Below are 25,338 nucleotides of genomic sequence, written 5' to 3'. Positions count from 1 at the left end.
GATAATGTCGTGTGGATGCAATTATCTGGTCAGGATGTTTTTTGTCCTGCCTGTTACGGCCCTTTTCAACGGGTGATAATTAAAATGTCAGCGGCAGTGCGGTGTACTCACAGATGACGCCGCTTTCCTCAACCCGTCTCTGGCGGGTTGAGGTTTTGTTTATCACGCCCTTACCCTTCCACCCACACCGCCCCAGCATCTGCTGATTTCACGCACTGGGCTACCCAGCGCACGCCCGCTAATCCGGCATGCACATCGGGATACCAGAAATCCTCCAGGAAGGCGGTGTCACGACGATCGGTGGCATCCATCGCCAGCGCGAAGCGGCGGTAGAGATTTGACCAAGCTTCGAATAATCCCTCGGTATGGCCTCCACCAATGCGATCCTCTTCCAGCGCGCGCGGGCTGAGATAGCCCATGCCGCGCTCCAGAATGCGAACCGGCTCGCCCTGCACTTCGTAGCGCAGCTGATTTGGCTGCTCATCCCACCACTCCAGACTGGCTTTCGATCCGATCACGCGAATTTTCTGCCCATGCATGGAACCTGCATTCACCGCCGAGGCCCAGAGCGTACCCACCGCGCCATTGTCATACTCCATCATCACAAAGGCGTTATCCTCCAGCGGCGCACGCGAGGCGACAAAACTCTGGCGCGAACAGAGCAGACGCGTCACCTTCAGCTGCGGCAACATCGTTTCGGCGATAAACAGCGGATGCGTCGCCAGATCGCCTAACACGTAGCTCGGGCCGACAAAGCGCGGATCTACCCGCCAGCGGGTGCTTTCACTCTGCAACTCCACCGCCTCATTATGGAAGCCGTGAGCAAACTGCATATTTACAATGCGGATCTCACCCAGTATGCCTTCAGCGATCATCTCTCTGGCCTGATGAATCAGCTGATGCCCGGCATAGCCGTAAGTGACGCCGACAATCTTCTGTTTTTCCCGGCTCAGCTGCTCCAGCTCATCCGCTTCTTCGACCGTAAAACAGAGCGGCTTCTCGCACACCACATGCAGTCCGGCATTCAGCGCCGCGCGGCAAATGGCGAAATGGGTATTGTTAGGCGTGGCGATCGACACCGCTTCAATGCCATCTTCGCGCGCCGCTTCTCCGACGAACAGGCTGGCGTAGTCGGGATAGCAGCGTTCAGGTGCCACACCCAGCGCCTGACCAAACTCGCGGCCGCGCGCCGCGTCGATATCAAACGCCCCCGCCAGCAATGCAAAATTGCCGTCACGCTGCGCCGCCGAACGATGGATATAGCCAATCTGGCTGGTGCCGCCGCCGCCGATCATGCCCCAGCGCAGCGAGCGGTTAACTGCTTTTTTACCATTAATCATGCTGTTGTCCTCAGAATCCTGTTGATCGGAGATAGTCCAGGCTGGCTTTCACATCCTGCAGGCTGGTGTCGGCATGGCGCGGATCGCGCTCCTGTTCGATGGTGATCCAGCCCTGATAATGACGTTCAGTCAGCAAGCTGCGCACTGCCGGATAGTCGATCGCGCCCTGCCCCAGCGGACACATCACCCCCTGCGCGCAGGCAGTGAAAAAGTCGAGTCCCTGCGAGAGGGCATCACGCCAGACCGGCTGGTTAACGTCTTTAAAGTGCAGGTAGTCGATACGGTCCCAGTACTGTTTCAGCGAAGCGACCGGATCCATGCCGGCGTAATAGAGATGACCAGTGTCCAGGCACAAACCGGCGACCTGATGCGGAATGTCACTGACCAGCTGTGCCAGCTCATCGGCAAACTCAATGCAGCCGCCCGCATGCGGATGGATAACCGGCCGCACGCCATACTCCTGCCAGGCGATCTCACTCAGAAGGGTGATGTGCTGCATCATGCGCTGCCAGTCTTCAGCGGAAAGCCGTGGCGCTTTTTCAGACTGACCGGCATATTTCGCCCGCTCCGGATTGCCGAAATCAATGATCACCAGATAAGGCGCGCTGGCACCGGGCGTTTTAGTCGCAACAGGTACGCTGGACAGCGTGCGACACAGATTGTGGGTCAGCGTCACCAGCGCCGGAAAATGCGCCTCACTGACCAAATCATCGAAGATCGTGCCTGCCACCAGCGAAAGCTGATGCGCATTAAGCTGCCGGGTCAGTTCGGCGGCATCGGTTGGCAGATAGCCCCAGGGACCGAGTTCAATATTGGGATAGCCGGCCTGCGCGGCTTCGGTCAGGACTTTCTGCCACGGCGGCAGAAAGGGATTAGCGGGATCATCCACGCCCCAGCTACAGGGGGCATTCGCAATATGAAAGGTCATGATATCTGCCTGTGCAGTGAAAACTGCTGGCAGTATCAAATAAAAATTTCATCTCAGACAACAATGAAAGTTTCATTTTTTGATAGAGATCGCGTTTAAAAATCCCGTTAAATGATAGATTACTATCAAATAATAGCTAACCTGTTATTTCTACAGGTTTTCAAGCGTTACGATCTCAAATGGTACGGTCACCTGTGCAAAATGGTCAGGCTGATCCCTCCGGCTGCTGAGACAGGTAGCGATCACCGCCTCCGCCATCGCATCAATACGGTGCCGCACCATCAGCGTGATGGTGCCGTCAATCAGCGCCAGTTCATCGCCAGGCAGCGGGCCGTGGCACAGCAAATCAATCTGCGTGCGACCGCTCTCACGCAGCGCCTGTATCACGCCCTCTATGCCGCCGCAGGGCGCATAAATCATGACCAGATCGTCGTGGGCTTCCAGCAGTTGCCGGGTCGCCTGATAGCCTCCTTCACCCGACTCATGCGTTTTTAACGGTTCCAGTACCCGCTGACTGATGCCCGACTCGCGCAGGTAGGAGCGGAAACTGATTTCGCTGCTCTCCTGGCAGGTGAAACGGTGGTCGCCCAGCAGCACACCGACACATCCCGGCTCACGCAGCAGATGATGTGCCATCCAGGCCGCAGTGCGTCCTGCTTTCTGATTATCGATGCCAATAAATCCGGCATGGTCACAGGGCGAGAAATCGGAGAACAGCGCGTAAACCCGCACGCCCAGCCGTGAAACATCCTGGATTGCGTGACGGATCAGCGGGTGATCCAGCGCCACCAGCGCAATCACATCACTGCGCTGTGCCAGCTGACGCAAGGAATGCGCGACGGCTTCAACCTCGTGAATATCATGCCAGCAGAATTCAGGTTCGCTACCCTGTGGCTGCTGCGCCCTGAGCTGCTGCTTCAGCGCCTCGCCCAGCTGCTGATAAAACGAATAGCGGGCAGGCAGCAGGATAAAGCTCACGCGGAGTGCGGCTGCAGCCAGTGGCGCGGTGGTCTGGCTGTGCGCCTGGGTCAGGCGATAGCCCAGTTCACGGGCCGCAGCCAGCACCTTCTGCTCGGTCACACTGCGTACCGGCGCTCGGCGGTTCAGCACCCTGTCTACCGTCGCCACACCCACGCCCGCCGCCTGCGCAATGGCCGTCATCGTCACTTTTGACATCACCCTTCTCCTGCTTTTCCTGTTCCCATTAACTAACGGCTACGTCTTTATGTTCTGTTGTTTAAAACAGCACTACCTTATCGCGACAGGGCCATTTCCTCTCATTTATTTGATAGAAAATCAGAGCTAACTTTGATCTTTCTCTCAAAATGAAACATTCATTTCTTTTCGCATTCTCTTTAAAACGTTCATTTGCTAAAAAGGGTAAAAATCCCGAACCGATCCGACCGATCCGGTTGATGGGATCACATCATTAAAAGGTTAGAGCGGTGACGGTGAGCTTTTTATAGTGGAGACCTGAGCCCCCCCAGCCTGCACGTAAAAAAGGAAAAGTAATGTTCCCATCAACGCTTCCGGCTCCACGCACAACCGATGCCCGCCAGGTTCCGCAACTGCGCTGGGGCATTATCGGGCCAGGTTGGATCGCCGACCATTTTGCCCATGCGCTGCACCAGCATACCCACCAGCAGATCACGGCGGTGGCTGCGCGCGACCCGGCAAAAGCACAGGCCTTTGCCGACAAATGGTCAATCGGCCATGCCACAGGCGACCTCAATGCGATGCTGGCACGGGATGATGTGGATGCGGTCTATATCTCGACACCCCACAACCACCATTTTCCCGATGGCCTGCGCGCGATTGCCGCCGGAAAGCATCTGCTGATCGAAAAACCGCTGGCGCTGAATGCGCAGCAGGCGATTCAGCTTAAACAGGCCGCTGCGGCCGCGAACCGGCTCTGTATGGAGGCGATGTGGTGCAACTTTGCACCGAAGTATGACGTCATTCGTCAGCTGCTGGCGGATGGCGTACTCGGTGACGTCCACACCCTGATTGCCGATCACGGTGAGTTTTTCACCCCGGATCACCGCATCTTCAATGCCGATCTGGCGGGCGGTCCGATGCTCGATCTCGGCAGTTATCTGGTGGCGCTTAGCGTATTTGTTGGCGGCAGTGCACCTGACACGATCGTCGCCCGTGGTCAGCCCGTCCCGGATGGCCGCGTCAACGGTCAGACGTCGATGCTGTTTACCCATCAGCACGGCATGCAGTCGGTGCTGAATACTACCCTGTTCAGCAACACGCCCGGCTGCGCGGTGATTGCCGGTCGCGACGCCACGCTGGAGCTGGCGGGCCAGTTCTATGCACCCGGTAACTTCACGCTCACTTCCAGCAATCGGCGTCACCGCCTGCAGTGGCAGGAACCCACTAACCGCTATGAACAACTCTGTCATGAAATTAACCACTTCGCCTGGTGCGTCGGCCAGAACCTGATCGATTCACCTGTCCATTCGCTTGACCAGGCGATCATCACCCTGGCCGCAATGGACAACGTCAGGCAGCAGATCGGCGTGACCTTCAACGAAGAACAGCAACCTTAATGTGCCCGGAGCAGAAAGATGAAAATCGCTTTTGATGTGGATGTGATTAAAGACTTAGGCATCACCCGAATGGTTCATCAGGTGGCCGACTGGGGCTACAAATATATCGAGCAGTCGCCGCATCCGCAGATTAACCCGTTTTATAAACATCCCAAAGCCAGCCGTGAGATCATCACCGAGTATAAGAATGCATTGAGCGCCACCGGGCTGGAAATCTCTTCTTTTATCGTGGTCTATCGCTGGTCCGGCCCGGATGAGTTGCGCCGTCAGGCTGCGGTAAAGAACTGGAAGCGGATGATTGAGATTGCGGTTGAGATGGGTGTGCAGGTCATTAACACCGAACTCTCCGGCACGCCTAACGAGCCGGAAATCTGTGAAGAGATGTTCTATCGCTCAATGGAAGAGTTGCTGCCGATTATCGAACGTGAAGGTATCCGCGTCGAAATTCAGGCCCACCCGTGGGATTTCTGTGAAGAGAACAATGAAACCGTGGATATCGTGAAGTCGTTCCGCAGCGATAACGTGAAGTATATCTACAGCGCGCCGCACACCTTCTTCTATGACAAAGGCAAAGGCGATGTGAAACCGATGCTGGAGTATGCGGGTGACGATCTGTCCCACATGCTGATCGCCGACACCATGAACCATACGAAACACTGTCGCTATATCGTTAACCCGCCAGGCGTGGATGCCACTATTCACCAGCACGTTGGTGTTGGCGAAGGTGAAGTCGACTTCGATACCCTGTTTAAAACCCTGCGCGACACCGGTTTTGCTACCCGCAGCCATAAAGTCGGTGGTGAACCGATTATCGCGGCGTCACTGTTTGGTTACCCGGAAAAGATGAAGGTGCAGGCGATTGAAACCCGCGAACTGATTGAGCGCGAACTGCTGTAAACCTGCCTGCCGTGCAGTCGTTGCTGGCTGCACGGTTATATCCGCGCAGGACAGACATTGTCCCATCTGACACACTTTTAAGCACTTTTCCCCTGAGCCGCTCTCCGCCTGACATCGGCCCGTCACAACACGTCCTCGCGCAGCCAGCAGGGTTAAACCGCCTTCGCAGTACCTGCTACACTCCAGACCAATACCACACCATAAGGCGAACTTTCATTATGTCGGAAAATGCATATCAGCCCGCAAAAGTCTGGACCTGGGACCCTGAAGCCAAAGGTAACGGCGCTAAAACTAATCGTCCGTTCGCTGGTCCCACCCATGAGAAAGCGTTGCCGGTCGGCAAACACCCTCTGCAGCTCTATTCGCTCGGCACGCCTAACGGCCAGAAAGTCACCATCCTGCTGGAAGAGCTGCTGGCGCTTAACGTCAACGATGCCGAGTATGATGCCTGGCTGATCCGTATCGGCGACGGCGATCAGTTCTCGAGTGGTTTTGTCGACGTGAATCCGAACTCAAAAATCCCGGCGCTGAGCGACCACTCGGCAACACCGCCGATTCGGGTATTTGAATCAGGCAATATCCTGCTCTATCTGGCGGAAAAATATGGTTACTTCCTGCCGAAAGATATCGCTGGCCGCACTGAAACGCTGAACTGGCTGTTCTGGCTGCAGGGCTCAGCGCCTTACCTGGGTGGTGGTTTCGGCCATTTCTATCACTACGCGCCAGAAAAAATTGAGTACGCCATTAACCGCTTCACGCTGGAAGCGAAGCGTCAGTTTGACGTGCTGGATCGCCAGCTGGCTGATAACCGCTATCTGGCCGGTGATGACTACACTATCGCCGACATCGCCACCTGGCCGTGGTACGGCAACATGGTGCTCAACGATCAGTATGGCGCGGCCGAATTCCTGGATGTGCAGTCCTATAAAAACGTGGTGCGCTGGGCGAAAGAGATCGCACAGCGTCCTGCCGTCATCCGTGGCCGCAAGGTTAACCGCGTTATGGGTGACCCGGCCGATCAGCTGCATGAGCGTCATGATGCAGCCGATTTTGACATTAACACTGAAGATAAACGCCAGGCGTAAAGGAGCCCACAATGAGCGCATATGTCATCTTTATTCGCGACAAAATTACTAACCCTGAGGAATTCGCTATTTACGGCGAGAAAGCGGGCAAAGCGCGCGGCGACCATCCCATTACGCCACTGGCGTTTTATGGACAGCTTGAGACGCTGGAAGGACCGGAAGCGGACGGCGTTGTCGTGCTGGAGTTTCCGACGGCTGAAGCAGCGCACGGCTGGTATGACAGCCCGGAATATCAGGAAGCGAAACAGCATCGCCTGAAAGGTGCGGAATACCGTGTGGTGCTGGTTCAGGGTGTAGAGCAGTCATAACCTGTTATGACTATGAGAACAGTAAGCCGTAGCCATTAAGGTGCGGCTTACATTCTCATTCGCCAACAGGTTACTGAGATAACTGCACAAAAAAATCCGCAACGTCGAAACGTTACGGATTTGATTAAACTCTCTGAGTATTCGAATATCGTCCGTGATTTTATTTTCAAAAACGTTAGTAAAATCCATCGCTAACATTATGGATAGATAATACCGCTATCGTACAACTCAGATCATGTTTCGTTCAGAAAATATTAAACGAGCGCTACGCTGCCGCTGGTGCCGTAATTCTGGCGGAAGTCCGCTCCATAGGCCGCGACGGTATCTTTACCCCACAGCGCGCCCATAACGGTTCCTACGATCGGGCCAACAATGCTCCCGAAAACCAGGCCTACAACCTGAGCAATAGGGCCGAATACGGCGCTGCGGCTGGCACTACCGCCTACTGCCGCGCCAGTCGCCAGACCTTCAAAAAAACCCCAGACAGCGCCTTCTGCTGCGTCGCCCAGCGTAGCCACTAAAGCACCGCCACTTACGATTTCAGTTTCGATCAGAGATAATTCACGCATGATTAATTTCCTTATATTTAAAGATTATTACGACAGTAAAACTTCATTAAATCACCTTTAATGAAGAGGGGAGGATGCAATGCTTTTGACTAGCTGGAATATTGCTTTCTGATGTCAGCCGCATACGCTGCAACGGCATCTCTGCCAACCATTGCACCCATAATGCCGCCCGCGATAGGGCCAATTATACCGCCAACAATGGCTCCTACGCCCTGAGAGATAATACCAAATACGGCGCTTCGGCTACCGCTTCCGCCGACGGTTACGCCAGTCAGTAATCCATCCAGCACACCCCAGACAATACCTTCAAAAAAAGCGTTAACCTCATCGGCCGTCGCTGGAGCGCCACCGCTTACGACACTAACCTCGTATTCCTTTAGCTTTCTCATTATTTTCACTCCGGCTATTTAATGTTAATTTATAAGCCCTTTTATTTCAGTAAATGTAAAATTCATTTACTGGAACAATACAGCAGCAGAAGGCTAAAAAAAATAGTAAAAAAATCCATTTTCTGGAAAAATATAAATATAATAAAATCACTTTCCAGATATTATGAAATAATCATAAAAATCGGGATAATATTGGAATGATAATAATAAAAAAGCCAGCCACCTGGTTATATGGTTAATTTTTTGACAACATTAATTCCAGAATGAATAGCAAAAGCCGTTCCCCTGCCAGTGAAATAGGTCCATGCAGAAAGACAAGAAACATTTTGCTAATAATTAAAAACAACAACTGAAATTGAGAATCAGATAAAAGCATTAAGACGGCCTGCGGCCGCCATTTATTAACTTAATTCAGCTGAATACGTGCTACGCCGTCCCGCTCTTTGCTGCTGTGATGCTGATTAAAGTCAGGCCTGGTGGTGACATAGAGCGTCTGCCCATCCGGTGAGACCAGCAGATTGTCAGGGTGACGATCAAATGACCAGCTGTTTTTCACTTCATAGGTCGTGCCATCCAGTTGCAGCACCTTCTTCGACTCGCGCTGGCTGATATAAATCTCATTGCGCTTGCCGTTAAACTTAATCCCCATCGAATCACCCACATCAAGACGCTTAATCACCTTGCCGCTGCGCTCATCAAACACCAGGGTGTTTTTCGCCTTAGAATTATCCGTGACAAACAGGCGTCCTGTCGCCGGATCTTCGGCCATGTTCAGGAAAAGATAATTCTGCCCGTCACCGGCTGTCAGACGCTGTTCGATCTTGTGATTACGCGGATTGATTACCAGGATTTCACCGCTGCCGTTCGCCGCGTAAATCCGGTCGCTGACCGGCGAGAAGATAATGCCTGTGACCCACTTGCCGGCATTTTTAATCCGGGTTTTCAGGGTCAGCGTTTTGGCATCGACCACCCAGATCACACCCGGATCGCCTGTGCCGCCGACATAGAGCAGCCCGTCATGCAGAAAGATTTCACGCGTGCCAACCGGTAACCCTTTCTCGTTTTTATCGTCAAACATCAGGCGTTTCAGCACCTTTCCGTTCTCCGGATCAATCTTAGCGATGCCGCCATCCAGTGAGTTGGTGGCGTAGAGTGCGCTGCCGTCCGGCTCGCTAATCAGCCCAAAGTTTTTCAGGTCGAAATGGCCCGTCCCGGTGCTCTGCAGCGTAGTGCCATCAAGACGGTAGATCATGCCGCCACTGATATCGTTCCCTTCCGGCGCACTGGCAACATAGAGCGCATTCCTGGCGGGCAGGTACGCCATCTCATACAACCCTTCACCCAGCTCGCGCTCAATCAGGTTATCGGGGCTGGAGGGCTGCATCACTACGGCGCCACCATCCACTTTTTTCACCGCGGTCTGGCACGCCGCCAGGCTGAAGGTGGTGACCATCACCAGTGCGAGTGCCTTTTTATGCGGGCTGAACAACGCTTTCATGCTTAACTCCCCTATCGACCTGCTCTCCCGGCTGGCCGCAACGCAGAGGACAGGCAGGGAAGAAAAATGAATGAAAATCATACGCATCAGAAAAAAGACTGTAAACGCAGCGTCAGTCTGAAACGACCGAATCAGTTTAATGCGGTATGCTACTTGTCCGCAGATGCTTTTTCAGGCCCGCCCATCCATATAAAATCACTGTTTTTCAACAGATTGCAGATTTTTCTGCAGAAACGCTACAAACGCGGTGATGCGCGCCGGAAGCTGGCGCTGCGCCTGCCAGACCGCAAAAATATCGCCATCAGGGGCCTGCCAGTCGGGTAGCACCTGCAACAGTTCGCCTGTCGCCAGACTGTGCTGCGCGTCCCACCAGGAGCGCAGCAGAATGCCATGCCCATCCATCGCCAGCCGCATCGCCACTTCACCATCGTTGGTAATCAGGCTGCCGCGCACTTTCTGGCTGATGCTCTGTTCGCCGCTGGTCAGCCGCCATAACGTAAAATCGCTGTCGTGCTGACGCAGTAAAATGCAGTTGTGCTGCGCCAGATCGCGCACCGTAGCGGGCAGGCCGTGACGGGCAGCATAGGCGGGTGAGCAGCAGAGGATGCGCGGATTGGTGCGCAGTTTACGCGCTACCAGCCGCGAGTCGGGCGGTTCACCGACGCGGATATCAATGTCCATGTGCGCATCCAGAAAATTAAGCGGCTGGCTGCTGAGCGACAGCGATAGCGAGAGCTGCGGATGCAGTGCGGCAAAGGCAGAGACGCAGGGCGCAATGTGCCGACGACCAAAACCAAATGAGGCATTGATGTTAAGTGTGCCGCGCAACTGAGCCGTTTCACCGCTGACCGCCTCTTCCAGCGCCACCAGCTGATCCAGCAACGGGCGCGCACCTGCCAGATAACGACGGCCTTCCGGCGTCAGCTCCAGCCGTCGCGTGGTGCGGCGCAGTAGCTGCACGCCAAGCCGCTGCTCCAGCTGGCTCAGACGCTTGCTGACCGCCGCCAGCGACAGGCCCAGTTCACGCGCCGCCGCGGTCAGACTGTCCAGCGCGGCCAGGCGAACAAAGAAGGCTAAGTCATCGGTGGAGGTGCGGGATTCTCTACTTTGATTCAACAATGGATTGCCTTTGAGGCTCATTATTTCCCCGGAATCGACAGTTATACTGCGTACACAATTCGAACATCAACCGGAAAGGTGCCCTGTGACTGACAAAATTCACCGCATTGCCGTTATCCCTGGCGACGGCATCGGCAAAGAAGTGATGCCGGAAGGCGTCCGCGTAATGAATGCGGCCGCAGAGAAATTTAACATTCCGCTGCGCTGGGAGTGGTTCAATTACGCCAGCGCCGACTACTGGCAGCAGCATGGCAAAATGCTGCCTGACGACTGGTTCCTGCAGCTCAAAGCCTTTGATGCGATTTATTTTGGCGCGGTCGGCTGGCCTGATGTCGTGCCCGACCACGTTTCGCTGTGGGGCTCGCTGCTGCAGTTCCGGCGGGAGTTTGATCAGTATGTCAATCTGCGCCCGGTGCGGCTGATGCCTGGCGTCAAAGCGCCTCTGGCGAATCGTCAGCCCGGCGATATCGACTTCTATGTGGTACGCGAAAACACCGAGGGTGAATACTCCAGCGTTGGCGGCACCCTGTTTCCCGGCACTGACCGTGAAGTGGTGATTCAGGAGACGGTGATGACGCGCACCGGCGTCGATCGCATCCTGAAGTTTGCCTATCAGCTGGCGCAGAGTCGGCCGAAGAAACACCTGACCTCTGCCACCAAATCGAACGGCATCGCCATCACCATGCCTTACTGGGATAGCCGCGTTGAAGCGATGTCCGGTCAGTTCCCCGATGTTCGCGTCGATAAGTATCACATCGATATTCTCACCGCTAACTTCGTGCTGCATCCGGACTGGTTTGATGTGGTGGTCGCCAGCAATCTGTTTGGCGATATCCTCTCCGATCTCGGCCCGGCCTGTACCGGCACCATCGGCATCGCCCCTTCGGCCAATATCAACCCGGAAGGCCTGTTCCCCAGCCTGTTCGAGCCGGTTCACGGTTCTGCGCCCGATATCGCCGGTAAAGGCGTCGCCAATCCCATCGGACAGATCTGGTGCGGGGCGATGATGCTGGAGCACCTCGGCTACAAAGCGGCAGGTGATGCGGTGTTAGACGCGATTGAACGCACGCTGGCGGCGGGCGAGCACCTGACGCGCGATCTCGGCGGCAGCGCCAGCACCGAACAGCTCGGTGCAGCCATCGCCGCCGCGCTGTAAATCAATCCGGCAACTGCACCACACACTCAGGGTGCCAGCCTGACGGTAACGGCTCCGGACGTGTTATCACCAGGCTGTGCAGTTGCAGGTTCTCCACCCCACGCGCGAACAGGCCCGGCAGTCCGCCGGGATAGCGCTCGACACCAAAGGCTTCGCCGGTTTTCGGGTCAAGTTTGTAGGCGTTATCCAGCCCCATGCCGGTCGGGGAGTCCGGGTTACAGGGCGGCCGTACATCATAGTGTCCCTGTGCAACCGGTGCCACGCTCTGCCGCATCTGCAGCTGGCTGATGACCACATCGCGTATCCAGCCCGGTTCTGCCGCATGCAGGTTAATCGCCCCTTCTGACACGCCCGTAAGATTACTGAACTGCACCTGCTCCACGATGCCGGGCATGATGGCAGGATCGCGGCGGCGTACCGAAATATGCAGCGGATCGGCTTTACCCCAGTGACAGGGCGGCGCGTGATGACAGGCAAAGGTCAGATTGCTGAACAGCAGACGCCGCATCGCGCCGCCGTCACGCGACAGGATGCCGATGCCGCGGTTGGAATCAAAAATGGTGCAGCCGGTTACCGTGACATCTTCGACGTCATCCCAGGTTTCAGTGCCGATCTTAAAGGCGCAGCTGTAGCTGCGCAGCAGACAGTTGGTGATCATGATCTGTCGCGCCGGACGCCGTAGCGCGGCCGGTTTATGGGTGGTTTTGATGCAGATGGCATCATCAGCGGCGCTGAGGTAGCTGTTGCTGACAAACACGGCTTCGCAGCTGTCGATGTCGAGCGCATCGGTATTTGGCATCGTCATGGCGTTGTCGATGGTGAGGTGGTCGATATGCACATGGCGACAGCTCACCAGATGCACTGTCCACATCGGTGCCTGCACTATGGTAAAGGCGGTCAGCGTCACCTGTTCGCAATCTTCAAACACAATGATGCGCGGCCGGTCGGCACGCGGCAGACGATAGCCCTGCTCATCCCGCTCAGCGGCAAACCAGGCTTCACCCTCGCCATCGATGCGGCCGGTGCCGCTAATGGTGATATTGCGCTGGCCCAGCGCATAGAGCAGCACGTTGTGGGACTTTTCCGCGCAGCTCAGCGCCTGTACCGCCTGGTAGTCAGCCAGCCGCGGACTGGCGATCAGCACCGCACCCGCTTCAAGGTGCAGCTCAAAATCAGAGGGCAGGTTCAGGCAGCCGCTGCGATAACGTCCGGCTGGCAGCGTCAGACGGCCACCGCCTGCCGCCGCAATCTGATCCATCGCGCGTTGCAACATGGCCGTGTCCGGGGTTTCGCCATCGGCGACAGGGTGAAAATCAGCAAGGGAAAGGTGCATCATGCGTCTCCCGCAGGGTTGAGGAGGAGGAATTGCAGCACGATACGGCGCGGCAAACCTTTGTCTGGCCGCCAGTGCGCCGTTTCGTGCGGAACTTCACAAATTACTTCACGGCCCCTTCGGTGACGCCGCTGATGAACTTGCGCTGGAAAATCAGGAACACCACGATCAGCGGCATAATCACAATCATCGCGCCCGCCATCAGCACCGGAATGTCGATGGTGTTTTTGTTCTGGAAAAACATCATGCCAATCGGCAGCGTGCGCAGCTCATCCTTGTTGACCAGAATCAGCGGGATCAGGAACTCATTCCAGGTCCAGATAAACAGCAGCAGCCCCAGCGTTGACAGGGTCGGCCAGATAGCGGGCACCAGAATGCCCCACAGAATTTTGACCCGCGATGCCCCATCCATCACCGCCGCTTCCACCAGTTCTTTCGGCACCTGCTGAAAAGCACTGGCGATCATCAGCGTGGTAAAGGGCAGCGACAAGGCAATTTGCGGCAGGATCAGCGCCAGATAGGTGTTGGTCAGCCCCATCCAGCGCAGCTCGTGATAGAGCGGAATGATAAAGGCTTCACTCGGCAATACCATCCCCAGCGCCAGCATCGCTCCGATGACTTTTTTACCGGGGATTTTCAGCCAGGCGAAACCGAACCCGGCCAGAATGCCGAGCAGCACGCTGAACAGCACTACCGGAATGACCACCAGTACTGAGTTGAGGAAGTAGACGTTAAAGTGACCCTGCTGCCAGGCGGTCAGGTAGTTTTTGAAATTCAGCGAGGCGGGCAGCGTGAAAACACCCTGAAACAGCTCCATCTGGGTTTTAAACGAGGTCATCAGCGCCATCAGAAAAGGCAGAATCGTCATCAGCGCCACGATCCAGATCAGCGCGCGTGAAATCACCGGCGTGCTTCGCATCAGTAACGCTCCTTTAAGGCCAGGTGGATCAGATAGTTAATCCCTAAAACAATGATCATGCTGAACACCGCGACCGACGAGGCGTAGCCAAAGTAGTGCAGGTCAAAGCCCTGCTTATACATAAAGATGTTGGTCACCATGGTGGAGGTGCCCGGCCCGCCCTGGGTCATCACATAGACCAGGTCAAAGGCTTTCAGGCTGGCGATCACCGTCAGCAGCAGGGCAATCCGCAGTTCGGGCCGCAGGCCAGGCAGCGTGATGCGCATAAACTTCTGGCGACGTGACGAGCCATCCAGATCGGCGGCTTCCAGCAGTGATGGGTCCATACGCTGCAGGCCCGCCATAAACAGCACCAGACAGAAGCCAAAAAAGTACCAGGTGGCGACCAGCCCCACGGCGGGCAGCGCCCAGGTAAAATCACCCAGCCAGGAGAGCGCCAGCTGTGGCAGCCCAATCGCGCGTAATATCTGGTCGATCGGCCCGAAGGCCGGATTATAAAGCCAGCGCCACACCACGCCCAATACCGCCATCGGCATAATGTAGGGCAGGAAAAAGAGAATGCGCAGCACGCTGCGTTCGTTGTTGTTGCGCGTGTCATAGAGAAAGCTGCAAAGCAGCAGGCCGACGCCAATCGGCAACAGGGTATAGAACAGCATCAGGATGGCGTTGTTGCCCAGCGCAATCCAGAAGACCGGATCGCTGAACATCCGCAGGTAGTTACTGATGCCACTAAACACCGGCAGCGAGGTGCCGTCCCATTCAGTAAAACTGATACCCAGTGAGGCCAGCAGCGGGAACAGCAGAAACACCGCATAGACCAGCACCGCAGGCAGAACATAGAGAAAATTACGCCAGCCGCTTAAATTCAACATAACCCTACTCGTGGTTCAGAACGATGCTCAGGCCCGGCTGTGCGCCGGGCCTCCGGCTTAATGCTTCAGGGTTTTCAGGTAACGCTGATAGTTATTATCAAAATTGGCCACCATCTGATCGGCAGTCTGACGACCCGCCAGCAGCAGCTGGACGTTCTGATTCAGCTCGGCATTCATGGTCGGCGTGGCCCAGTCCACATAGTGGCCTAAACCGTCATAGTCGTTGAGCGTCAGCCAGACCTGATACGCCTCCGCCAGCAGCGGATTGTCCGCCGGCATTTTGGCCGCCTTGTTAGTACTGGCCGGCAGGAAGCCCACTTTCAGCCAGCGGTTCGCCATAGCATCCGAGACCATATAGTTGATGAACTTCGCCGCGCCCTCCTGCTGATCTTTGCCTTTGGCGGTGCTGGTAATCGAGAACGCCAGATCGGTCCCGCCCACCATCAGCGGCTGCTTCACGCCTTCACCGGCAGGCATTGCGGCAAAGTGAATATCCTTGTTGTCTTTAAACTGGCCGAGATACCAGGTGCCACTGACGAGGAACGCGGCCTGGCCGTTCTGGAACAGCGTCGCCGCATCGTCGTGACCAATGCCCTGAAAGCCAGGGAAGAAGTACCCTTTGTCGGTCCAGCTCTTCATCATGGTGGCGGCATTGACCAGCTTGCTGTCTTTGAAGGTACCGCCCACATCGTAAATCAGATTATCCAGCGTCTTGCGGTCGTGGCTCTCAATCTGCGCCTGCCACAGGGTGCTGAGCAGCTGCTGGCCCATGTTGCCATCGAGCAGGCCCAGCATCATCGGTGCGGTGCCCTGCTGTTTCAGCTTCGCCATGGCACTTTCCAGCTCGGCCAGCGTTTTCGGTACCGCAATGCCCGCTTTATCCAGCAGCGCTTTGTTGTAATAGAGACCGACCATTTCGCCCAGACTGGCGATGCCGTAAAGCTTGCCGCTGCCGAACTCGCCACTGTCTGACCAGCGGTTACGTTTCAGAATCGAGTCCGGGAAGCGCGTGGTCCAGCCGTAGCTGGCGGCATAGCCGTCGAGCGGCAGCAGCAGCTTATCTTTAACCAGCGACCCCATATCACCGCCGCCCTGATTGACCTGGGCGATCTGTGGGCCATCACCGGCAGTCAGTGCCAGCTTCAGCGGAATGCGGGTATCTTCAAAAGAGTGAACTGAGCGGTTAATCACGATGCCGGGATTCTGCTGTGAGAACTCTTTAATCCCTTCATCCACCGCGGCAGTCTGCTCCGGGTAGTTGTAGATATCCCACTCATTCAGAGTAACAGCGGCGTGAGCGGCATGAGAAACGCTGCCCGCCAGCAGGCCTGCTGCCAGCAGCCGACCCACATTGCGAATTCGGAACGAACGAACGGAGGAAACAGACATTATGCTCACCTTCTTCAGACCAGGATCGGCATCCTTTCATCTCACCGCCTGACATCCTGCAGGCTGCAGCCGCACACAAACGCACTCACTCATACTTACTTTAATGGAAAAATAAAGTCAAACAGCCTGCAGTGGGAATTGCAACGCTGTGAGCACGCGCAAATAAACAGCGACATGGCGTGAAATTCAGCACACCGCGCTGGCTTTCAGACGATTAACCCTGGCGGCACGTCGCCAGTCACGTTTTCAATAGCAGGAGATACCAGTACAATAATCGCAAAATAACGTCCTGATAAAACATATGAAAATCCTATCACGCTCACACTTTTCCCTTCCGAACGGCCTTAAAACGCTGGCCAGCCGCGGCGCTCCTGACGTGTTGGCGATCACAGTTGTGCATCCTGACGCCGCTAAACATTGCCGAACCGCCTGCGTTAGTGCGATAAGGTAATTATTCTATCTTGAAAACTAAGTCCACTTTCATTAACGTAACTTTCATCTGCGGATCTGTTCAATCCCTGACCGGTTCCCTCACTCACGAGAATTCACCATGGCGAATCAAAGTGTCATTCGTCCGGCCACGCCGGCGGACTACCCGGCGCTCTACCGCATCTGCCTGGAAACAGCCGATGCAGGCAGCGATGCCCGCGCGCTCTACTCCGATCCCGACTATCCCGGCCAGCGTTTTGCCGTGCCCTATGCGCGCTTCGCGCCTGACTTTGCTTTTGTGCTGGAGCGGGACGGTGAGGTGCAGGGTTATGTCGTCGCCGCGCCCGATACCCGCGCGTTTGAAGCACAGCTTCAGGCCGAATGGTGGCCGCAGCTGCAGGATAAGTATCGTGATCGCAGCGCCAGCGCCCCGCTCGACAGCAAAGTGCTCGACGCAATACGTCATCCCGACCAGGCTGCTGACACGCTGGTGACGCAGTGGCCCGCGCATCTGCATATCAACCTCCTGCCGGCGGCGCAGAAAGGCGGCTGGGGTCGCCGGATGATTGAGCATGAGCTGGCGGCGTTGCGGGCGGCGGGCGTCAGCGGTGTCCATCTTGGCGTCAGCCTGCAGAACGAGCAGGTCTGTGCCTTCTATGCGCGCATGGGGTTTACCCCTATCCTGCGCAGCAATGCCATCTACATGGGCCAGTTACTCTGAGTGAGGTAGCCGATGACCAGCCTGCGCTTGCAGAATGTGAAGAAGTCGTATGAACACGTTAATGTCATTCATGGCATCGACCTGACGATTAACAGCGGTGAATTTGTGGTGTTTGTCGGGCCATCCGGCTGCGGCAAATCGACGCTGCTGCGGATGATCGCCGGGCTGGAGGAGATCAGCAGCGGACAGTTGCTGATTGAGGAGCAGGACATGACGCAGCAGCCCGCCACCGAGCGTGGCATCGCGATGGTGTTCCAGTCTTATGCGCTCTACCCCAACATGACGGTGCGCGGCAATCTGGCCTATCCGCTGGAGGTGATGAAAAAGTCCAGAGCGGAGATCAACGAGGCGATCACTCAGACGGCAGCCCGTCTGCATCTCACCGAACTGCTTGATCGCCTGCCGCGTGCGCTCTCTGGCGGACAACGGCAGCGCGTGGCGATAGGCCGGGCGATTATTCGTCATCCGCGTATCTTCCTGTTCGATGAACCGCTCTCTAACCTTGATGCTGAACTGCGCCTGCAGATGCGCATTGAGATCGCCCGGCTGCACGCCTCGCTCGGTAACACGATGATTTATGTGACCCACGATCAACTGGAGGCGATGACGCTGGCTGACCGCATTGTGGTGCTGCGTCAGGGCCGCATTGAGCAGGTCGGCGCACCGCTGACGCTCTATCACGATCCGGATAATCTGTTTGTCGCTGGCTTTATCGGCTCACCGAAAATGAACTTCCTGCGGGCGGAAATCAGCGCCACCGGCGAGGGTGAAGTGCAACTGCGGGTGCCGGAACTGAAAATTGAGGGCCTGGTGCTGAAAATCGCCGCAGACTGTCGTGAGGGCCAGACCGTGACGCTGGGCATTCGTCCTGAGCATTTCCAGCCCGCCGCGCAGACGCCGGACGCACTGCGCTTCCACGGCGAGCTGGCCTATGGCGAGATGCTGGGCCACACCAACTATCTCTACCTGGATATCGGGCGCGAGCAGATGCTGGTGGTGGAAGAGCGCGAAGCAACCACGCGCGATATGGGCACACAGGTAGAACTGGGCTTTTCTGCCGCGCATTGCCTGCTGTTTGATGAGCAGGGATTGCGCCTGCGCTAAGGCAAACGCGGAAATAAAAACGGGCGCCGAAGCGCCCGTGAGATTGTTGACAAAGTCCAGCTCGATAGCGGTAAGACCGAGCCTGCGAAGGGAACACGGTCAGATCGGAAAGACGCAAAAACCGCCATCCCTGGCATGCCCGGCCCGCGCGATTACGCACCTCATCCCTGAGGTGCGCCCGTAACCGGGCCAACGCGTTGCGTTGTTCAAAAACGCCTGGCGTTTTTGTCCCTGCCGCGGGACGCTTTCCTCCTCTGAGCGTGCTCCCTGCGCATTGCGCTTATTCATTGCTGCCAGACTCACCCTGACTTGGGTTTGTCAGCAGTCTGGCGGGCGCTTAGCGCCCGTTTTTATTCCAGGGATAACTCAGGTGACCGGCTCTTCATCGGCCTGCGCCGCCAGCAGATCCAGCAGCCGGTTGACGGCAAAACCCGCCGCGCCCAGCGCCCACATCCGGTTCGATTCCGTCAGGAACTGCAACGGCGTCATGTGCGGCGTCAGTTTGAGCCGGTATGCCTGGAAGCTCTGAGTGATGTGATCGAGCAGAATGCGTGATGCCATGTGCGGCTCCATCGCCAGATAAACCACGTCCGGATCGTAGGCCACTGACAGGTTCGCCAGCGAAATCCCCAGCTCGCGCCCTGCCTCTTCCAGCACCGCCAGCACCTCGGGCGTTGGTCGCTGATCCAGCGCCTGCAACGTAAGGCCCTCCATCGGTTCCTGCTCCGCCAGCCGCTGCAGAATGGCGCGCGATGAGGCGACATCTTCCAGCAGACGCAGCGAGCCATCACCCACCAGCCCGTTGCCGATCTCGCCTGCCTTGCCATGACGACCGCGATAGAGCTGACGATTCAGGATGATGCCTGCACCGATCCCTTTACCGTAGGTGGCGATTACCGCTGACTGGGCATTACCGAGCTGCCCAAACACCAGCGCCGCCATCGCCATCGCGTTGGCGTCGTTCTCGATAAAGACCGGCAGCGAGAAACGCTCTTCCAGCAGACGTGCAATCGGGACATTATCCCAGTCGAGCACTTTGGAGCGGATGCAGTAGCCGTTTTCAGCATCAACCAGGCCCGACAGCGCCAGGCCAATCGCCCCGACCCGCTTCTCCTCGACACCTCGCAGGAACTTCGCCAGCGCATCGCCGAGCTGGCGCGGTGTCAGCGTGCCTTTCGGCATCTGCTGCTCGCCCAGCAGGTTGCCGCTGAGATCGGTCATGACGATCAGATTGCGTTCCGCGTTGAGCTGAATGCCAATCACGCTGGCACGATCGGGATTGAGTCCCAGCAGGGTTTTTGGCCGCCCCATCGACACGCGACGCAGCCCCAGCTCCTGCACAATCTCCTGTGCCAGCAGCCGATTAGTCGCCTGCGACACGGTCGACATGCTCAGTCCGCTACGGACTTTCAGGTCTGACTGGCTGATCGGCGCATTTTCAACAATCAACCGCAGAATGCGCGCGGTTACGTTGGGAGCGGTCATAAATTCCTCGGGTTATCTGGCAGAAGAGGTTCAGCCAGTTTCAGATCGGGTATCGGACAGGCGTCAGCTGCTGCGCCAGTATCAGCGCCCCGCTCAGGGCATCGCCCTGCGGCGTGACCAGCCGGGCCTGAATATCGTCATCCAGCCAGCGCTGTATTGGCGTCGCCACGCCCCCCATCAGCGCCACCCGTCCGCTGCTCAACGCAATCAGACGGCAGACCATCAGACCGATATCTGCTGCGGTCTGATGCAGCAGATCCTGAGCGTGACCATCGCCCGCGTCGGCGGCCGCAAAAACCTGTGGCACCACGCGTGCCCAGTCAGCAGGCGTCGCTGAGCGCGTCCAGAGCAGCATCGTTTCCGGGCTGTCACTGAATTGCGCCATCAACTGCCGGGTAAAGGCAGTCGGCATAATAATTGACTCATGGGCCAGCAGCGCCAGACGCAGCGCACGACGGCCCAGTTCTGCGCCCGAGCCCTGGTCAGACAGGGCAAAGCCCCAGCCGCCAAGCAGCGTAAAGCGTTCGCCATCCCAGGCCGCGCCCTGACTACCTGTGCCGATGATAAAGACAGCGCCAGGAGCGCCACCATGCGCACCCGCACAGGCGATCTCCACATCGCTGACCACCTGTAACGCCGCGCAGGCGGGCTGCCAGCTGGCGAGCCGCGCCTGCACCGAGGCGACATTCGCACCCGCTAATCCGGCCACCAGCGCGGTCTGCGTTAGCGCCTCCGGGGCTAATCCCGCCTGTGACAATACCCGGTCAATCAGTTGTCCGACACAGGTCAGCGCCGCGTCATAGTCTGACCAGACGTTGGCTGGCCCGCCAGTGGCTTCCGCCAGCACGTGGCCCTGCAGGTCGGTTAACCGCGCGCGACACTGTGTACCGCCGCCATCAATGCCAAGAAGATAGTGTGGTTGCACGCGCTTCCTTCCCGATTTTGGGTTATAGCCATAATGAGCGAACGATAGGATAAAAAAACTTAAATCGCAATAACAAATAAATATAGCAAAATCATATCTGAATTTTATTCTTAATTTACATAACGATAACAAAAACCACCTCGCAAAACGCGCAGTGCGTTATTGACATTAGTTTTTCTGTCGTAATAAGTTGGTGGTCAGATTATCAACAGGCGCGCCCGATCACAGGCGGGCTATGCATCATGCGATTTCAGGAGCAGGGGTTTAACATGAAAGTAGGCATTATCGGTCTCGGCTTTCGACTGTCCCACGTGATCAAAGAGTTCAGCAAAGCCGACGACGCCTTCTCGGTAGTGGGTTATTACGATCCGGCACCCGCCGGACTGCCTAATCTGCACAGTTTTGGTATCGCGCCCGGCCAGGCCTTTGCGTCCATCGACGCGCTGCTGGAGCACGGCGGAATGGATGTGGTGCTGGTGGGCTCTCCCAACTTTCTGCATCTGGAGCATGTGGGTCAGGCGCTGGCAGCGGGTTACACGGTGTTTACCGAAAAGCCGGTGGTGATCAATGAAGAGCAGACCATGGAGATGGCGAAGCTGGTGCGTCAGTATGGCGAAGCGCGCATTCTGGTCGGCCTGGTGCTGCGCTACTCCCCACTCTATCACGATCTGCTGGCGGCACGCGATGCGGGCCAGTTGGGTGAGATCACCTCGATTGAGGCGACGGAACATATCAAGCCTTACCACGGCGCATTCTTCCAGCGTGACTGGCGGCGTCTGGAGAAGTATGCCGGTCCGTACATTCTGGAGAAGTGCTGCCACGATATCGACCTCTATCAGGGCCTGTTGCAGGAGCGTCCGATCCGCGTCGCCAGCTTTGGTGGCCGGAAATCCTTTACCCCGGCGCATGCACCACAGGGAGCGATCACCGCTGAGTCAGAGCTTTATCACGTGAAGCCTAGTGGCTGGTCGAGCACCGATGCGGTCTTCGACAGCGACGCCGATATTGTTGACTACCAGACCGCCCTGATTGAGTACGAAGGCGGCGCGACGCTGGCTTTCCATGCCAACCTGAACGTTCCGGATGAGTTCCGCCGTTTCTGTGTGATGGGCACGGACGGCATGGCAGAAGGCGACTTTGTACGAAACTACTTCCGCGTACATAACGCGCGCAGCGGTGAAAAAGAGGTCGATACCGCCTACAGCGGCAATGCGTATGACGGTCACTACGGCGCAGATGCGCTGATGGCAGAAGAGATTGTTAAACATATTAAACAGGGAACACCGCTGAAAGTTTCAGTGGTGGACGCGCTGGAAGCGGGCCTCACCGCCATAAAAATCGATGAGGCGCGCAAAACCCGCAGCGTTGTGGACATGCGTGAAAGCTGGCTAACATTTGACGCCAACCTGGGAAAAACCGGGACCTGATGGGCCCATCCTGCGGGTCAGACACCCCCTCTGACTCCGGGTTTTGAATGGCAGTATGACTGGTAACTTCCTGTACTGGCCTTCGGGCCAGTGACATTATTGATGGTGAGCGCCACCGTAATAACTCTGTCCAACGCTCAGCCAACGTCTTTTCCCTTCTCTCCAGCCTGAGGCTACTTGCATTCTTAAAGCGATGGGGACATACGCCTGCGCGCAATTCAACAACCGCACAATTCCCTCCAGTGACCCAATCATCCTCACCTACCTGCTCCACAGCCTGAGGCGACGAGCAGACTCAAAGCGATGGGAGCATACGCCTGTAGCAGAGCATAGCGGGCCAGGGATGGCCCGCGCTGAGCGTGCACCGCAGTCCATAACCGCACAAATCCCCTCAGCCAATCCAACCAGCCCCGACGCCAGTCCTAAACCGGATCCACCTCATTCTCCAGCTTCTGACGCCGCCGCAGATGCGGAAACAACGTCATCCACAACGCCACCACAATCAGCGTACCGATGCCGCCAATCGCTGCCGCGGGTGCCGCTCCCATCCAGGCTGCCAGCAACCCAGACTCAAACTCGCCCAGCTGATTCGACGTATTGATAAAAATCGCGTTAACCGCATTCACCCGTCCCCGCATAGCATCCGGCGTATCCAGTTGCACCAGCGCACCCCGGATCACCATACTCACCATATCAAAGCCCCCCAGCGCACAGAGGGCAATCAGCGACAGCCACAGCTGCGTGGACAGCGCGAACACCAATGTGGCAACGCCAAATCCCGCCACCGAGCCAAACATAATCATCCCGACATGCTTGTCCAGCTTGTGACGGCTCAGCCAGATGCCGACCAGCAAGGCGCCCACCGACGGCGCACCGCGCAACATTCCCAATCCCCACGGCCCGGTATGCAGAATATCTTTGGCAAAAATCGGCAACAGTGCCGTCGCGCCACCCAGCAGCACCGCAAACAGATCGAGCGAAATCACCCCAAGCACATCCTTGCGCTCACGGATAAAGTGAATCCCGGCAAACAGATTCTTCATATTCATTGGCAGACGAGCCTGCACCGGACGCTCATAGCGCAGCAGACTCACCAGCGTCAGCGAAATCAGATAAAACAGTCCGGAAACGCCATATACGACATGCGGCCCGGCAACATAAAGCAGCCCGCCCATGGTCGGCCCGACAATCACCGCCGCCTGGCCCCCTACTGAGTTCATCGCCATGGCGCGCGCCAGAATCGAAGGCGGCACCAGCGACGGCAGCATTGAGGACATTGCAGGCCACTCCAGCGCCTTCGCCACCGCAATCATAAACACCAGTCCCCACAGCGCGGTCTTGTCAGCGGTATGGAATAAGGTAAGCACCACTAATGCCACCAGCGCAGCAAATTCCACCAGCTGCCCCAGCAGCACAATGCGCCGCCGGTCATATTGATCCGCAAGATGACCTGCAGGTAGCGCCAGCAATACCGACGGCAGAAACTGCATCAGGCCAATCATCCCCAACGCCATTGCGCTGTTGGTCAGCGCATAGATCTGCCAGCTGATTGCCACCGAGAACATCTGAAAACCAAATGATGAGCAGGTGCGCGCCAGCCAGAACGCGACAAATGTCCGATGTCGCCACAGCGACTCTTCTGCTGTTGATGCCATAAATCCCATGTCTTATCCCAAATCAGGTGAGGAAGCCCGCATCGTTGCGCGGTGTTATTGGTGTGGTTATTGATGATGTTAAATTAACAGACCGGATGAGACCTGAATGGCTGCGGCTCCAGCCCTGGCTCTCTGCACAACAAAACGCATACCTGTCCGGCACAGGCGCATCCGACCTCTCCTGACTATTACCAGCCTATTGGTCCCGACTATTGAATATATTCCAGCACATCATCAGACGCCAAAGGAATTATGTTCTCTTTGCTAATGGGTTTATTTACTTTCGCAGGCAACAAAAGGATGATTTGGATTAAGCAGATGATCTATATTTATTCACGCGTTTAAAAAAATGCGACTTTTTATATAATCAATTATCAACAAATCCTTTTTTATTGCATTTCATAGAGATAATGAAAAACAGTTTATATAACCCCTATGTTACTGAACCTATCCATCACGTTAAGCGTAATGTCTCTGGCATTTGCTATAGCGTGCCTTATCTTCAGCAAAATCAGGAAAGCAGAAATACACTTAATACAAACAACATTATTTCATTACACAATCAAATTGCCACTGAAGCAGCATTAATGATTATTCCCATCGATGATATGCGATTACGGGGAATGATTGCGGTACCGGACGCTTATTCACATTTACAGAATGGGCGAATCCGGATTGGAATTAATTATTCCAGTTTAGCGGCACATTATGCGCCACTACTTGAATTAACTAAGAAATTTGATTTCTGGCTTTATGATTTTGCGCCGCCGGGAGCAGACTGGCGACTGCTGGAATCTTTCCCTTTTTCAGGGATTGTTTTAAACGAAGCGTTCTTTAATGACAATTATGAAAAATTTACCTTTCCCTTTTTTATGGCGACATTTCGTGAAAAAGGGGCAGAGGTCATCGTACGAAGTCATACGCCGACTTTAACGGCTGAGCAGTTTGCTGAGATAAATATCAGCGGCTGGCAACAGCAACGCTCGGATGGCGATCTTATTAGCTGCTGATTCACAAATCCTGCCTTCCGGCGTTAAGGGCACACGGCGGTGCGCTTAACGTCCTTTAATCCCCCATAAAATGTCGTATTATTCCGGTTGTTAAGCGATTTAAGCTAAAAAAATCAAATCTTGATCTGATTTTGCTATAACATTTAACACAAAGGGACCGTCTGTCTTAACGGAAGAGATACTTCAGAACACCCTAATCATTTGTACTTGATAACTGGAAACAGC

At 56.0% G+C, this 25,338-nt stretch carries 23 protein-coding genes; 9 read left to right on the top strand and 14 right to left on the bottom strand.

Annotated features, from left to right (window positions below):
- Nucleotides 1–170: 170 nt before the first annotated feature.
- The 3 genes from NIM72_RS13955 to NIM72_RS13945 form a co-directional block, all read right to left on the bottom strand.
- Nucleotides 171–1,340 (bottom strand): Gfo/Idh/MocA family protein, encoded by a 1,170-nt coding sequence (locus NIM72_RS13955; RefSeq protein WP_161731751.1) that lies wholly within the window; start codon nucleotides 1,338–1,340, stop codon nucleotides 171–173.
- Between the two features lie 10 nt (nucleotides 1,341–1,350).
- Nucleotides 1,351–2,268 (bottom strand): TIM barrel protein, encoded by a 918-nt coding sequence (locus NIM72_RS13950; RefSeq protein ID WP_253420810.1) that lies wholly within the window; start codon nucleotides 2,266–2,268, stop codon nucleotides 1,351–1,353.
- A 150-nt stretch (nucleotides 2,269–2,418) separates the two neighbouring features.
- Nucleotides 2,419–3,444: a LacI family DNA-binding transcriptional regulator gene (locus NIM72_RS13945; protein WP_253420807.1), complete on the bottom strand. Its 1,026-nt coding sequence runs from the start codon at nucleotides 3,442–3,444 to the stop codon at nucleotides 2,419–2,421.
- Between the two features lie 335 nt (nucleotides 3,445–3,779).
- On the opposite strand from NIM72_RS13945, the gene NIM72_RS13940 reads away from it, so the two are divergent.
- The 4 genes from NIM72_RS13940 to NIM72_RS13925 all read left to right on the top strand — a co-directional run bounded on the left by NIM72_RS13940 (nucleotide 3,780) and on the right by NIM72_RS13925 (nucleotide 7,113).
- On the top strand, nucleotides 3,780–4,823 hold the full coding sequence (locus NIM72_RS13940; RefSeq protein WP_253420804.1) for a Gfo/Idh/MocA family protein: 1,044 nt from the start codon (nucleotides 3,780–3,782) through the stop codon (nucleotides 4,821–4,823).
- An 18-nt stretch (nucleotides 4,824–4,841) separates the two neighbouring features.
- On the top strand, nucleotides 4,842–5,720 hold the full coding sequence (locus NIM72_RS13935; protein ID WP_150011911.1) for a sugar phosphate isomerase/epimerase family protein: 879 nt from the start codon (nucleotides 4,842–4,844) through the stop codon (nucleotides 5,718–5,720).
- A gap of 218 nt (nucleotides 5,721–5,938) precedes the next feature.
- Nucleotides 5,939–6,805: a glutathione-dependent disulfide-bond oxidoreductase gene (yghU, locus tag NIM72_RS13930; RefSeq protein WP_253420801.1), complete on the top strand. Its 867-nt coding sequence runs from the start codon at nucleotides 5,939–5,941 to the stop codon at nucleotides 6,803–6,805.
- 11 nt (nucleotides 6,806–6,816) lie between these two features.
- Nucleotides 6,817–7,113, top strand: coding sequence for a DUF1330 domain-containing protein (locus NIM72_RS13925; RefSeq protein ID WP_161736375.1), 297 nt, complete (start codon nucleotides 6,817–6,819; stop codon nucleotides 7,111–7,113).
- 254 nt (nucleotides 7,114–7,367) lie between these two features.
- On the opposite strand, the gene NIM72_RS13920 is transcribed toward NIM72_RS13925, so the two are convergent.
- From NIM72_RS13920 to NIM72_RS13905, 4 genes are all read right to left on the bottom strand, one after another.
- Nucleotides 7,368–7,682, bottom strand: a complete 315-nt coding sequence (locus NIM72_RS13920) for a hypothetical protein (RefSeq protein ID WP_150037891.1) — start codon at nucleotides 7,680–7,682, stop codon at nucleotides 7,368–7,370.
- 89 nt (nucleotides 7,683–7,771) lie between these two features.
- Nucleotides 7,772–8,071: a hypothetical protein gene (locus tag NIM72_RS13915; protein ID WP_253420799.1), complete on the bottom strand. Its 300-nt coding sequence runs from the start codon at nucleotides 8,069–8,071 to the stop codon at nucleotides 7,772–7,774.
- A 406-nt stretch (nucleotides 8,072–8,477) separates the two neighbouring features.
- The gene (locus tag NIM72_RS13910; RefSeq protein WP_253420796.1) at nucleotides 8,478–9,569 is read right to left on the bottom strand and encodes a YncE family protein; all 1,092 of its coding nucleotides are present in this window, start codon (nucleotides 9,567–9,569) and stop codon (nucleotides 8,478–8,480) included.
- 195 nt (nucleotides 9,570–9,764) lie between these two features.
- Nucleotides 9,765–10,709, bottom strand: coding sequence for a LysR family transcriptional regulator (locus tag NIM72_RS13905; RefSeq protein WP_161736371.1), 945 nt, complete (start codon nucleotides 10,707–10,709; stop codon nucleotides 9,765–9,767).
- A gap of 64 nt (nucleotides 10,710–10,773) precedes the next feature.
- On the opposite strand from NIM72_RS13905, the gene NIM72_RS13900 reads away from it, so the two are divergent.
- Complete coding sequence (locus NIM72_RS13900; protein ID WP_371876298.1) at nucleotides 10,774–11,844, top strand: tartrate dehydrogenase; 1,071 nt, start codon at nucleotides 10,774–10,776, stop codon at nucleotides 11,842–11,844.
- 1 nt (nucleotide 11,845) lies between these two features.
- Here NIM72_RS13900 and NIM72_RS13895 read toward each other — a convergent pair whose 3' ends face one another.
- From NIM72_RS13895 to NIM72_RS13880, 4 genes are all read right to left on the bottom strand, one after another.
- Nucleotides 11,846–13,177, bottom strand: a complete 1,332-nt coding sequence (locus tag NIM72_RS13895; RefSeq protein WP_253422098.1) for a glycoside hydrolase family 28 protein — start codon at nucleotides 13,175–13,177, stop codon at nucleotides 11,846–11,848.
- 103 nt (nucleotides 13,178–13,280) lie between these two features.
- Nucleotides 13,281–14,096, bottom strand: a complete 816-nt coding sequence (locus NIM72_RS13890) for a carbohydrate ABC transporter permease (RefSeq protein ID WP_010252038.1) — start codon at nucleotides 14,094–14,096, stop codon at nucleotides 13,281–13,283.
- A complete protein-coding gene (locus NIM72_RS13885; protein WP_161736369.1) occupies nucleotides 14,096–14,968 on the bottom strand; it encodes a carbohydrate ABC transporter permease in 873 nt (290 codons plus the stop codon). Before NIM72_RS13885 ends, NIM72_RS13890 begins: the two co-directional genes overlap by 1 nt.
- A 57-nt stretch (nucleotides 14,969–15,025) precedes the next feature.
- On the bottom strand, nucleotides 15,026–16,357 hold the full coding sequence (locus tag NIM72_RS13880; RefSeq protein WP_161736368.1) for an extracellular solute-binding protein: 1,332 nt from the start codon (nucleotides 16,355–16,357) through the stop codon (nucleotides 15,026–15,028).
- Between the two features lie 550 nt (nucleotides 16,358–16,907).
- Between NIM72_RS13880 and NIM72_RS13875 the strand changes: the two genes are divergently transcribed.
- Nucleotides 16,908–17,507 carry a GNAT family N-acetyltransferase gene (locus tag NIM72_RS13875; RefSeq protein ID WP_161736367.1) on the top strand — a complete coding sequence of 200 codons (600 nt, stop codon included), beginning with the start codon at nucleotides 16,908–16,910 and terminating at the stop codon, nucleotides 17,505–17,507.
- A 12-nt stretch (nucleotides 17,508–17,519) separates the two neighbouring features.
- Complete coding sequence (locus NIM72_RS13870) at nucleotides 17,520–18,611, top strand: ABC transporter ATP-binding protein (RefSeq protein ID WP_161736366.1); 1,092 nt, start codon at nucleotides 17,520–17,522, stop codon at nucleotides 18,609–18,611.
- A 366-nt stretch (nucleotides 18,612–18,977) separates the two neighbouring features.
- Here the strand turns inward: NIM72_RS13870 and NIM72_RS13865 are convergent, their stop codons facing one another.
- Both NIM72_RS13865 and NIM72_RS13860 read right to left on the bottom strand, forming a co-directional pair.
- Nucleotides 18,978–20,096 (bottom strand): ROK family transcriptional regulator, encoded by a 1,119-nt coding sequence (locus NIM72_RS13865; RefSeq protein ID WP_161736365.1) that lies wholly within the window; start codon nucleotides 20,094–20,096, stop codon nucleotides 18,978–18,980.
- 40 nt (nucleotides 20,097–20,136) lie between these two features.
- Entirely contained in the window at nucleotides 20,137–21,021 is an 885-nt protein-coding gene (locus NIM72_RS13860; protein ID WP_222924709.1) for a BadF/BadG/BcrA/BcrD ATPase family protein, read from the bottom strand.
- A gap of 269 nt (nucleotides 21,022–21,290) precedes the next feature.
- Between NIM72_RS13860 and NIM72_RS13855 the strand changes: the two genes are divergently transcribed.
- Nucleotides 21,291–22,448 carry a Gfo/Idh/MocA family protein gene (locus NIM72_RS13855; protein ID WP_161736363.1) on the top strand — a complete coding sequence of 386 codons (1,158 nt, stop codon included), beginning with the start codon at nucleotides 21,291–21,293 and terminating at the stop codon, nucleotides 22,446–22,448.
- Between the two features lie 422 nt (nucleotides 22,449–22,870).
- Here NIM72_RS13855 and NIM72_RS13850 read toward each other — a convergent pair whose 3' ends face one another.
- Nucleotides 22,871–24,112 (bottom strand): MFS transporter, encoded by a 1,242-nt coding sequence (locus NIM72_RS13850; RefSeq protein ID WP_222924710.1) that lies wholly within the window; start codon nucleotides 24,110–24,112, stop codon nucleotides 22,871–22,873.
- Nucleotides 24,113–24,513: 401 nt separating this feature from the next.
- Here NIM72_RS13850 and NIM72_RS13845 point away from each other — a divergent pair, with 401 nt between their 5' ends.
- A complete protein-coding gene (locus NIM72_RS13845; RefSeq protein ID WP_033781586.1) occupies nucleotides 24,514–25,113 on the top strand; it encodes a hypothetical protein in 600 nt (199 codons plus the stop codon).
- Nucleotides 25,114–25,338 lie beyond the last annotated feature (225 nt).

It is taken from the genome of Pantoea sp. B550 (assembly GCF_024158165.1).
GTDB lineage: Bacteria > Pseudomonadota > Gammaproteobacteria > Enterobacterales > Enterobacteriaceae > Pantoea > Pantoea alfalfae.
The sequence above is the reverse complement of the archived record's forward strand: the minus strand, read 5'-3'. Positions and strand labels throughout refer to the sequence as shown.